The following is a 10,882-nucleotide window of genomic DNA, read 5'->3' as shown; positions in this document are numbered from 1 at the left end:
ATTCCGGACCGCATCGGGACCGGACGGTGACACGCCGCCGGGCCCGGTGCGGTCGGACGAAGGGGCAGGGGGAGCGGGGGGAGCGGGGGAGGGGAGCAGGGGGGAGGAGCGGTGGCGGCGCGGTGCGGAAAACCGCTTGGCCCGGCGGCGCGGCCCGGCGATGATCGGGCGGGCGCGCGGCCCGGCGGACCCGCCGGGAGCCGCGCGCAACGGAACCCCGAACCGTCCATCAGGAGGAGACTGCGTGCACCCCGACCTCGCCAAGGCCCGCGAACTGCTCGACGCCGGCGACCCGCAGGGCGCCGTCCGGGAACTGCGGGCCCGCGCCGACAGCCTGGCCGCCGGCGAACTCGCACCGGCGGTCGGGAAGCTGGCCGAGCTGGTGGGGATCGACGAGCTGGCCGGCGCGGCCGCCGCGCTGGCCGCCGACCCGTCCGACCCCGGCGCGCTGTACGCGTACGGGTACGCCTGCATCGAGCACGGCCTGTCCGAGTTCGCCGTGCCCGCGCTGCGCCAGGCGCTGGCCGGTGCGCTGCGCGGCGACGGCGTGCCGGAGGCCAAGCGGCGGCTGTTCGGCCGGGCCCGCCCGGCCGAACCGGCCGTCAGCCCCCGGCGGGTGCTGCTGGAACTGGCGGTGGCCCTGGAGGACGGCGAACGGCACGAGGAGGTGGTCGAGCTGCTCCGGGAGCACCGGGAGGTCACCGGCGACTGGCCCGACCGCTACCTGCTGGTGCACAACGCGCTGATGGCCGGCCGCCTCGACCTCGCCCGGGAGGTCTTCGAACGGCTCTCCGAGCCCGGCGACGACTGGCGGCCCGCCGCCGACCGGATCCGCCGCACCCTGGCCCGGGCCGCCGCCGTCCCGCCCGCCGGCCCGGCCGACCTGCGCGGCTGGCACCACGTGCTCACCGGCGGCCTGCTCGCCACCCTCTCCCCGTTCGGCTACGACGCCGGGATGACCGGCCGCTGGGCGTACCTGCAGGGCGGCTGGGACGACTGCCGGCTCGGCCTGGAGCGGCTGCGCACCGTCCTGGAGGCCACCGGCCGCCGCCCCGCCGCCGTCGCGCTGCTGCCCGACCGGGGCAGCCGGGCGCTCGGCCTGGCCGCCGCCGAACTGCTCGGCCTGCCCGCCGCCCCGTACCGGCCCGGCACGCCCGACGCGCTGGTGGTCGCGTACGACCTGAACGAGGTGGACCGGGAGGTGCTCGCCGAGCTGCACGAGCGCGCCCCGGGCGAGGTGCTGTACGAGCACGCCACCTGCTGGACGGACACCCCCGCCGTGTCGGCGGACGTCTGCGGCCTGCTGGTGCAGCGGATCGTCGCGCCCTGGGAACCCCGGATGGTCATGGGCGAGGACGGCGAGGTCACCCGGACCCCCGAGGACGGGCGCCCGGCCGAGGAGCTGGCCCGGGAGATCCTCGCCGCCTCCGCCGAGCCGGACGGGGGCGACGGGGCCACCCCGCCCGACCCGGCCGAGGAGCTGGCCCGGTTCGCGGGCCTGGCCGCCGCCACCTGGGCGACCGGCACCCGGGACCGGATCCGCTCGTCCGGCCCGGTCCGCAGCTCACGCTTCGCCTGAACCGGCCCGGCGCGGTGCGACCCGGCGTGCTACCGCCCGGACGCGCCGCCGGACGTGCCGCCGCCCGCCCGGCCGGAAGGGGCCGGGCGGGCGGGCGGCGTGCGGTGCGGGGCTACCTGCTGGTGCGGGACCTGCCCCAGGCCGGGGCGACGATACCGATCAGTGCGACGGCGAATCCGAGCTGGAGGATGTGCCTGATCCAGTCGATGCCCCCGGTGTGCCGGACGCCGATCCAGCCGGCCACCAGGTTTCCCAACAGGGCACCGGCCGCGCCGAGCAGCATGGTCAGCCACCACGGGATGGACTGCGGCCCGCGCAGGATCAGCTTGGCCAGTACACCCAGCACGAAGCCGATCAGCAGAATCCAGATGATTTGGAACATCGAAACCCAGCCTTTCCGGTCGGGCGCCGACCGGTCGACAGCGGTGCATCGTACGCGGACCCGCAGGGGTGCCGGCCCACACTTGCCATGATCGCCAGATTTGCCCGCCCGGGCATCTCGACACTCCCCCGACCAGCAGGTTTGCAAAGCCTCGGCAAAGGGTACTGCGACGCCCCGAACCGGGACCCCCGGCGATTGCGTCGCGACGCGGTGTGGTGGGATAAACGACCTGAGCAGATGTCGAGTCCTACGGGGGGACACGGGATGGCAGCGGGCTTCGGCTACGAACTGGGCGAGCTGGCGAAGATCCAGCGGGAATTCCAGGCGGTCCAGCAGCGGATGGGGGAGATGTCCGAGCGGACCGGCCGGATCAAGGCGGTGATGGCCAGGGCGGTCGCCACCGACCTCGCGGCGGGCGCCCTCGGCAACGTCATCGGCTTCGGCGAGGTGGTCGCCCAGGTGCGCGAGCGGGTCGACGCGATCCAGCAGCAGGTGGCGGCCCTGGAACGGACCAAGAACCAGCTCACCAAGAACCTCACCGAGGACGTCGGCAAGCTCGGCACCGTCGCCAAGCAGTACGCGGAGGCCGAGCGGCGCGCCCGCGAGGGCGTCGCCAAGCCCGGCCAGGGCGCCCACCCCGGCCGCCCGGCGGCCCCGAAGAAGCCCGCCGACGGCGGCCACGGGCACACCCCGGCGCCCGGCCATCCGAAGAAGCGCGCCCCGATGCCGTCCGGCCCGAAGAAGCCCACCGGCGGCGGCCACGGCGGCGGCCACGGCAACGACCCGACGCCGCCCGTGTCGCACGAAGGCGCGATCAAGGTCGGCGAGGTCACCTACGGCGGCAAGGGCAAGTACAAGAGCGGCGAGGCGGCCTGCCGGGAGTACATCGCCCAGGCGCTGGACGCGATGGGCGTCACCGACCCCAAGGCCCGCGCGGCCTGGACCGAGGGCATGCTGACCATCGCCAAGCGCGAGTCCACGTTCAACTCGCCCACCTCGCAGATCAACCTGTCGGACAGCAACGCGCACGGCGCCACCGTGGGCGACGGCCACCCGGCCAACTGCTCGCGCGGCGGCTGGCAGTGCGTGCCGGGCACCTTCGCGGCCAACCACGTCAAGGGCACCTCCACCGACATCTACGACCCGGTGGCCAACGTCGCCGCGTCCATGACCTACATCCGCAGCACCTACCACGTCGCGGCCGACGGGCACGACCTGGCGGCCAAGGTGCAGCAGGCCGACCCGAACCGCCGCCCGCGGGGCTACTGACCGCCGACGGACCCACCGACCGCCCGCGGGCCGGCCACCGGTCCGCCGCCGGCGGCCGTCCGACGGCGGCGCTCCGCCGCGCTCCGCGGCAGCCGCGGTCACCACCGCGCCCGGGTTCCGCCGGCGCGGCGCCGGGGCCGGGCCGCCGGTCCTCTCCATCGTCCTCGAACTCTCCAGGGATTCACGTGCGTTCGCTCCGTCTCGCCGCCGCCACGGTGGCCTGCCTGTCCGCTGTCGCCCTCCTGTCGGCGTGCGACCCGGAGGGCACCGACACCGGCGACTCCGCCACCACCGCCACCGCCACCAGCGCCGCCGCCTCCGCGCCCGCCGCCACCGGGGGCCGGTCGGCCGCCGCCGGGACCGAGTCGCCCGCCGCCGCGAAGACCTCGGCCGCCCCCGCCGGGGCCACGCCCGGCAAGGCCGGCCGGCTGCCCGCCGGGGTGTGGGTCGACCCGAAGGCGGTGCCGCTGAACTCCGCGCTGCACTGGAAGGCGCCCGGCTCCGCCGCCAAGGTGCTCGGCGAGAAGGGCCTGCTGCAGATCGAGGGGATCTGCCGCAGCGAGCGCGACGACTACTACGCCGAGGTCCCGATGGTGGAGACCGCCTCGCTGGGCGGCTCGACCGGCGACTGGAAGGCCGACGAGACCATCGCGAGCTACGGCTCCGGCGCGAAGAGCAGCGGCGTGGTCCAGAGCGCCTCCGCCCTGATGCAGCAGTTCGCGCAGGAGGTGAAGGACTGCGCCACCACCGCCCCCGGCGCCAAGGTCACGGTCGTCGCGGAGGACAGCGACCGCCTGTTCGCCGACCTGACCGTCCCGCAGGCGGACGGCACCACCGTCGAGGTGCACGAGTACCTGGTCGACAACCGGGGCACCGTCGCCGAGCTCACCCTGCGCGCCGACCTCGCCAAGGGCGGCCGCCCGAAGACCGCCTGGGCCGCGCCGGCCGACAAGCAGGCCCTGGTGGACGGCCTCGGCAAGCCCGCCTGCGCCGCGTTCAAGGACTGCGACTGAGACCTGCGGGGGCGTGAACCGGCACGGCCTTCGGCGACCGCCGAACCGGTCCTGTCCGAGAACGCTTCCGCCCCGGGAACGGCTCCCCCCGGGAAAAGCTCCACCCCCGAGAACGCCTCCGGGCCGGCCCGCGCACCAAGCGGGTCGGCCCGGAGCCGTTCCCGGCTCGGAGTTGGGGAGTTCTTGACCGGCGGACCCTCGACTGATGCCTCTCATGCAGAGCTAAAATCGGAGGTGTGGACGACGAGCCGGAACGGAACCCGCGACCCGGGCCGGACGCCGAGGAGTTCGCCGCGCTGCTGGTCGGCGTCCAGCGGCTGACCCGCCGCCACCTGCGGGCCGGGCTGGACCGGCCCAGGCTGCGCGGCGCCCAGGCCGAACTGCTGCGCCTGGTCGCGGACGCGCCGGGGATGCGGGTCTCGGAGGCCGCCGAGGAGCTGTCCCTGGCCGGGAACTCGGTCTCCACCCTGGTCAACCAACTGGTCGGCCAGGGGCTGCTGCGCCGCGAGACCGACCCGGCCGACCGGCGGGCGGCGCTGCTGTACGCCACCGGGGAGGCCGTCGAGCGGCTGGCCGCCTGGCGGCTGCGGCGGGCCGAACTGCTCGGCGAGGTGCTGGCGGAACTGGACGGGGCCGACCGGGCGGCGCTGGCGGCGGCGCTGCCCGCGCTGCGGGCGGTCGCGGCCGGGCTGCGGGCCCGGGGGAGCGGCGAGGGGAAGGCGGAGGCATGACCGAGCAGGAGCAACCGGCCGTCCGGTGCCGGGAGTTGGCGTACAGCTTCCACCGCGGCCGGGGCAGGGGCCCGGTGGTCCGGGCGGTGGACGGGGTCGACCTGGAGGTGCGCCCCGGCGAGGTGTTCGGGCTGCTGGGGCCGAACGGCGCGGGCAAGACCACCACCATCCGGGCGATCACCACCCTGCTGCCGACGGCGCGCGGCATGGTCGAGGTGTTCGGCCACGACTGCGCCACCGAGCGCACCGGGGTGCGGCGGCTGCTCGGCTACGTCCCGCAGGCGCTGTCCGCGGACGCCGGGCTGACCGGGCGGGAGAACGTCGCGCTGTTCGCCCGGGTCTTCGACGTCGCCCGCGCCGAGCGGGCCGAACGGGTCGCCCAGGCGCTGGCCGCCGTCGACCTGACCGAGGCCGCCGACCGGATGGCCGGGACGTACTCCGGCGGCATGGTGCGCCGACTGGAGCTGGCCCAGGCGCTGGTCAGCGCCCCCCGGCTGCTGGTGCTGGACGAACCCACCATCGGGCTGGACCCGATCGCCCGGGCGGGCGTGTGGGAGCGGGTGGACGCGGTGCGCCGGGCCACCGGCATGACCGTCCTGGTGACGACGCACTACATGGACGAGGCGGACCGGCACTGCGACCGGATCGCCCTGATGGACCGCGGCCGGATCCGGGCGCTCGGCACCCCCGAGGAGCTCAAGGCGCGGGTCCGCGCCGAGGACCCGGCCCAGGACGCGCCCACCCTGGACGACGTGTTCCGGCACTTCTCCGGCCGCGCCCTGGCCGACGACGCCAAGGAAGGGGAGTTCTCGGATGTCCGCCGCACCCGCCGCACCGCAAGCCGCGTCGGCTGAACGACGCCCGCACCCGGGGCCCGAGCTGGGCCTGCTGCTGGTTCCGCCGAAGGCCCGCACGGGCTGGCGGGTGGTGCCGGCCCGGGTCTTCGCGATGTGCGCCGTCGAACTGCAGAAGCTGCGCCACGACCGCACCGAGCTGTACACCCGGGCGATCCAGCCCGCCCTGTGGCTGCTGATCTTCGGCGAGACCTTCACCCGGCTGAAGGCGATCCCGACCGACGGCACCCCGTACCTGGACTACCTGGCGCCCGGCATCATCGCGCAGTCCGCGATGTTCATCGCGATCTTCTACGGCATCATGATCATCTGGGAGCGGGACTCCGGGGTGCTCACCAAACTGCTGGTCACCCCGACGCCGCGGGCCGCGCTGGTCACCGGGAAGGCGTTCGCGGCCGGGGTGAAGGCGGTGGTCCAGGCCGCCGTGGTGGTGGTGCTGGCCGCCGTGCTGGGCGTCGGGATGACCGCGAACCCGCTGCGGCTGCTGGGGGTGGCGGCGGCGGTGGTGCTCGGCTCGGCGTTCTTCTCCTGCCTGTCGATGACCATCGCGGGCATCGTGCTGACCCGGGACCGGCTGATGGGCATCGGCCAGGCCATCACCATGCCGCTGTTCTTCGGCTCCAACGCGCTCTACCCCGTCGACCTGATGCCCGGCTGGCTGCAGGTCGTCAGCCGGGCCAACCCGCTCAGCTACCAGGTCGACGCGCTGCGCGGCCTGCTCATCGGCACCCCGTCCCACCTGGCGCTGGACTTCGGCGTGCTCGCCCTGTCCACCGCCGTCGGCATCACCGCCGCCTCCGCCCTGCTGGGGCGGCTGGCCCGCTGACGCCCCGCGGCCGGGCCGGGAGGCGCCGGGGACACCGGGCGTCGGCCCAGCACCCGGGCTCGGCACCCGGGCTCGGCACCCCGGCTCAGCGCCCGGGCTCGGTGCCCCGGCTCAGCACCCGGGCTCGGCCGCCCCGTTGGCCGCGAACAGCGCGTCCAGCGCCCGGTCCACCCGGTCCCGCTCGGCCTCCCCGCCCGGCGGGACCAGGCGCAGCGTCTGCCGCACCCAGGCCGCCACCCGGGGTGCCGGGGCCTGCAGGAAGGCGTCGCCCTCCGGGGAGCAGAGCATCAGCGTCACCATCCGCCGCCCGTCCACCACCGCCGGCCAGACCCGCACGTCCCCCAGGCCGGACGGCCGCAGCAGCCCCTGCACCAGCAGCTCCCGGGCGAAGAACCAGCCGATCGGCAGCGACGAGTCGACGTGGAAGGCGACGTGCACCGCGTACGGGTCGTCGGGGGAGTACGCCAGCCGCGCCGGGACCGGGAAGGCCTCCTCCGGCGACAGCAGCAGATCCATCACCAGGTCCAGGCGCAGCTCGGCGGGGCTCTCCATCACGGGTGCCTTCTCCACTCGGTCCGGCCCGGCGGCTCCGGACTGGTCTGGGCAGGAGACTAGGGCCGCCCGGCGCACCCGCGGGCCCACGGAGCGCCAACGCTGTCCGGACGGACAGTGCCGGACCGCCCCGGCCTGTGGGCCGCGACAAAACGTTCCCCCGGGTGGCCCGACGCGCCGTCAACACCCGCCCCCGCGCTCACCTCTGGAACGCCCGTACGGCCGCCCCCCGCCCCGGCACCCCACGGCGTGCCCGCCCCGGCCCGCGCCCCCCGCCCGCGCTCCGGCCCGGGCCCCGCACCGACCGGACGCGCCGCGCCGCCCCGCCTAGGCTCACCGCATGGGCACCCGACTCCCCGAGGCGCCGGCCGACTCGGCCGCGCGACTGGCCGGCCACCTGCTGGACCGGCTCGCCGCGCTCACCGAGGAGACCGTCCGCCGGATCCGCGACACCATGGTCGTCTACCGCAGCGCCGGACCGCTGCCCGCGGGGGACCTCGCCGAATCCGTCCGCAGCAACATCGAGTTCACCCTGCGCCGGCTCGCCCACGAGGACGGCCCCTGCCTGGAGGCCCCCCGCCGCACCGGACGGCTGCGCGCCGAACAGGGCGTCCCGCTCGCCACCGTGCAGTCCGCGTTCCGGATCGGCTTCGCCCACCTGTGGGAGACCATGGCCGCCGAATCGCTGCGCCACGGCCTGGCCACCAGCGAGGAGTTGGTGCAGATGGCCACCGACGTCTGGCGGTTCAACGAGGAGTCGACCACCGCCATGATGAACGCCTTCAACGAGACCACCGCCCTGCTGATGGTCCGCCGCGACCAGGAGCGCTCCGCCCTGGTCGACGTGGTGCTGCGCGGCGGCATGGGCAATCCCGGCTCCGTCCTGGAAGCCGCCGACATGCTCACCCTCCCGTACGACGGCACCTTCGCCGTCGTCGTCGCGCACGCCCCCGGCCTCGCCCGGCAGGCCCTGCCCGACATCGAACCCACCCTGCGCGAGCACGACATGGGCTCCGCCTGGCGGCTCACCCCCGACGCCCACATCGGCATCGTCTCGATGCGCGCCGCCGCCGCGATCGACCTGCTGGTCGACACCCTGCGCAGCCAGACCGTCCGCCGGGCCGGCGTCAGCCCCTGCTACACCCGGCTCGACCAGACCCCGCAGGCCCTGCACCTCGCCCAGGTCGCCCTGGCCAGCTCCGCCCGCCCCGACGAGACGGTCACCCTGTTCGACGCCAACCCACTGCCGATGCTGGTCGCCAGCGCCCCCTCCACCGCCTCTCGGATCGGCAACCAGGTGCTCGGCCCCGTCATGGAACTCCCCGACGGCCAGCGCGAACAGCTCCTCACCACCATGTCCACCTGGTTCGCCGTCGACGGCTCCGCCGACAAGGCCGCCAAGCTGTTGTACTGCCACCCCAACACCATCCGCTACCGGCTGCGCCGGATCGAGCAGCTCTCCGGCCGCTCCTTCGAACGGCGCCTGGACTCAGCCGAGTTGTACATCGCCCTGCAGGCGGTCCTGCACCTCCCCGGGGTGGTCCGCGACCCGCTGGAGTGACGCCCGCCAGCCCGCCAGCCCGCCAGCGCCCCGGCCCGGTTCGTGCGCTGCCGGACGCTGCCCGTCTCCGACGCGCTCTCGGCCGGGACCTCGGCCGGGACCGTGGCGCGCCCCCGGTCCGTGCTTCGGCCGGCCGCCGGCCCTCAACCGGCCCCGGTCGGCCGCCGGCCCGGGTGGGCCGCCTGCCAGGCGGCCATCGAGGCGTTCCAGTCGGCGGCGGTCAGCGCGATCAGCGAGGCCGGGAACAGGCCGTCCTCCTCCTTGGCGATGTGCTCGTGCAGCTCCCCGAACGCCGCCAGCAGCGCCGCCCGGTCGGCCGGCGCGGCGAGGTCGGCTCCGGCCAGCAGTTCCGCCAGGGCGCGGTGCTCGGCCTCCAGGGCCTCGACGTACGCCGCGAACTCCGGGTCCCCGCGCATCACCCGGAACAGCCCGGCCTCCTCGCCCCGCCAGTGCGCGGCCAACTCGGCGGCCAGCGGCGGCAGCAGCGCGCCCGCCGCGGCGAGGTCGCCCGCCTCCAGCAGCCGGGCGATCTCCCCGGTCAGGTCGGTGGCCGCCTCGTGCTCCCGGATGAAGTCCTTGATCAGCGGGATCTCGCGGCACCCGCAGTAGTGGCACATCCCGCCAGTCTGGCCGCCCCTCCCACCCCGTCCCGGCGGCACGCCGCGACCCCGGACGCCCCCGGCCTGCTCCCCGGCCTGCCCCTCGGCTTGCCCTCGACCTGGTCGAGGCTCCTACCGTCGGCCGCCATGGGAACCACCGCCACCGCCCCCGTCGAGCCCTCCGCCCCGCTGCCCCGGACGTACCTGTGGTGGCTCGCGGGCACCCGCGCGTCGAGCGTCGGGGACGCCGCCCTCGCCACCGCCCTCGGCTGGACGGCCGCCGGCTGCGGCGGGGCGACCGCCGGGCTGGTGCTGACCGCGATCACGGTGCCGCGCACCGTCCTGCTGCTGTTCGGCGGGGCGGTCGCCGACCGGTTCGGGGCGTGGCGGACGGTGCTGGTCGGGGACGCGGCGATGCTGGCCGTCGTCCTGGCGCTGGCCGTGGTCGACCGCACCGGGGGCAGCACCGCGTGGACGCTGCTGGGCTTCGCCCTGCTGATCGGCACCGTCGACGCCTTCCAACTGCCCGCGAGCGGCGCCCTGCCGCGCCTCCTGGTGGCCCCCGGGCAGCTGCCCCGGGCGCTGGCGCTCCGTCAGGCGGGCGGCCAGGCGGCCGTGCTGCTCGGGGCGCCGCTGGGTGCGCTGCTGGTCGGGGCGGTCGGGCTGGCGGGCACCGCGCTGGCCGACGCGGCGACCTTCGCCGCCGTGCTGGCCGTGACGCTCCGGATCCGCCCGGCGGCCGAACCGCACCGCCCGGCGGCCGGACCCGCCGCCACCGCCACCGCCCCCGCTTCCGGCGGGCTGCTCGCCGGGACGGCCGACGGGGTACGGGTGGTGCGCCGGGACGGGGTGCTGCGCTCCGCCCTGGTGCTGGCCGGGGTCGCGGCGGCGGGGGTGCTGCCGGTGGTCGCGCTGCTCGGCCCGCTGCTGGTGCGCGAACGCGGCTGGGCGGCGGGCGCGGCCGGACTGCCCGCCGCCGGGCAGGCCCTCGGCATGCTGGCCGCCGCCCTGGTCGCGGCCCGCCGGGGCGCACCGCGTCGTCCCGCCCTCGGCGCCGGACTCGGCCTGCTGGCCGCCGCCCTCGGCACGGCCGCGCTGGCCGTCGCGCCCGCCCCGGCCCTGGCGGCCGTGGCGGCCGCCGTGGTGGGGGCCGGTTCGAGCGTCTTCGCCGTGCACCTGGGCCCGGTCGTCCTGGCCGGCACCCCCGCGACCCATCTGGCGCGCGTCCAGGCGCTGTTGACGTTCGTGCAGAGCGCGGCCCTGGCGCTGGCCAACCCGGCCTGGGGCGCCCTCGCCGCCGCGTCCGGCACCCCGGCGGCCCTGCTCGGCTGCGCGCTGCTGACAGCCGCGGCGGGCGGGGCGGCGGTGCTGTCGGCGGCCGGGGGCCGCGAGAAGGGGCCCCGGCCGGCGAACCGGACGACCACGGCGCCGGACGCTCCCGCGGCGGACTGACCACGAGGATCCACTTCGCCGCCGCTGACGCCGCTGATGGCGCTGACGCTGACGGCGGTCGGTG

General features: G+C 76.3%; 11 protein-coding genes. 8 read left to right on the top strand and 3 right to left on the bottom strand.

Annotated features, from left to right (window positions below; genetic code table 11):
* Positions 1-244 precede the first annotated feature (244 nt).
* Entirely contained in the window at positions 245-1,579 is a 1,335-nt protein-coding gene (locus OO48_RS15890; protein WP_033216542.1) for a hypothetical protein, read from the top strand.
* 112 nt (positions 1,580-1,691) lie between these two features.
* Here OO48_RS15890 and OO48_RS15885 read toward each other — a convergent pair whose 3' ends face one another.
* On the bottom strand, positions 1,692-1,961 hold the full coding sequence (locus OO48_RS15885; RefSeq protein WP_033216541.1) for a GlsB/YeaQ/YmgE family stress response membrane protein: 270 nt from the start codon (positions 1,959-1,961) through the stop codon (positions 1,692-1,694).
* A 264-nt stretch (positions 1,962-2,225) separates the two neighbouring features.
* Here OO48_RS15885 and OO48_RS36300 point away from each other — a divergent pair, with 264 nt between their 5' ends.
* The 5 genes from OO48_RS36300 to OO48_RS15860 all read left to right on the top strand — a co-directional run bounded on the left by OO48_RS36300 (position 2,226) and on the right by OO48_RS15860 (position 6,654).
* Positions 2,226-3,230 carry a transglycosylase SLT domain-containing protein gene (locus OO48_RS36300; RefSeq protein ID WP_051732180.1) on the top strand — a complete coding sequence of 335 codons (1,005 nt, stop codon included), beginning with the start codon at positions 2,226-2,228 and terminating at the stop codon, positions 3,228-3,230.
* A 185-nt stretch (positions 3,231-3,415) separates the two neighbouring features.
* A complete protein-coding gene (locus tag OO48_RS40680) occupies positions 3,416-4,243 on the top strand; it encodes a hypothetical protein (RefSeq protein WP_033216539.1) in 828 nt (275 codons plus the stop codon).
* Positions 4,244-4,479: 236 nt separating this feature from the next.
* Positions 4,480-4,974 carry a MarR family winged helix-turn-helix transcriptional regulator gene (locus OO48_RS15870; RefSeq protein ID WP_051732179.1) on the top strand — a complete coding sequence of 165 codons (495 nt, stop codon included), beginning with the start codon at positions 4,480-4,482 and terminating at the stop codon, positions 4,972-4,974.
* A complete protein-coding gene (locus OO48_RS15865) occupies positions 4,971-5,828 on the top strand; it encodes an ATP-binding cassette domain-containing protein (protein ID WP_033216535.1) in 858 nt (285 codons plus the stop codon). Before OO48_RS15870 ends, OO48_RS15865 begins: the two co-directional genes overlap by 4 nt.
* Positions 5,788-6,654, top strand: a complete 867-nt coding sequence (locus OO48_RS15860; protein ID WP_033216534.1) for an ABC transporter permease — start codon at positions 5,788-5,790, stop codon at positions 6,652-6,654. Before OO48_RS15865 ends, OO48_RS15860 begins: the two co-directional genes overlap by 41 nt.
* A gap of 111 nt (positions 6,655-6,765) precedes the next feature.
* Here the strand turns inward: OO48_RS15860 and OO48_RS15855 are convergent, their stop codons facing one another.
* Positions 6,766-7,206, bottom strand: coding sequence for an SsgA family sporulation/cell division regulator (locus OO48_RS15855; RefSeq protein ID WP_033216533.1), 441 nt, complete (start codon positions 7,204-7,206; stop codon positions 6,766-6,768).
* A gap of 340 nt (positions 7,207-7,546) precedes the next feature.
* On the opposite strand from OO48_RS15855, the gene OO48_RS15850 reads away from it, so the two are divergent.
* Complete coding sequence (locus OO48_RS15850; protein WP_051732178.1) at positions 7,547-8,767, top strand: PucR family transcriptional regulator; 1,221 nt, start codon at positions 7,547-7,549, stop codon at positions 8,765-8,767.
* A 143-nt stretch (positions 8,768-8,910) separates the two neighbouring features.
* On the opposite strand, the gene OO48_RS15845 is transcribed toward OO48_RS15850, so the two are convergent.
* Positions 8,911-9,384 carry a hemerythrin domain-containing protein gene (locus OO48_RS15845; protein WP_033216531.1) on the bottom strand — a complete coding sequence of 158 codons (474 nt, stop codon included), beginning with the start codon at positions 9,382-9,384 and terminating at the stop codon, positions 8,911-8,913.
* Positions 9,385-9,513: 129 nt separating this feature from the next.
* On the opposite strand from OO48_RS15845, the gene OO48_RS15840 reads away from it, so the two are divergent.
* Positions 9,514-10,818 (top strand): MFS transporter, encoded by a 1,305-nt coding sequence (locus tag OO48_RS15840; protein ID WP_063830686.1) that lies wholly within the window; start codon positions 9,514-9,516, stop codon positions 10,816-10,818.
* Positions 10,819-10,882: the final 64 nt, after the last annotated feature.

Source organism: Kitasatospora phosalacinea, assembly GCF_000716545.1.
In the GTDB taxonomy this organism is placed as follows: domain Bacteria; phylum Actinomycetota; class Actinomycetes; order Streptomycetales; family Streptomycetaceae; genus Kitasatospora; species Kitasatospora phosalacinea.
This window is presented reverse-complemented; position numbering and strand designations above follow the sequence as displayed.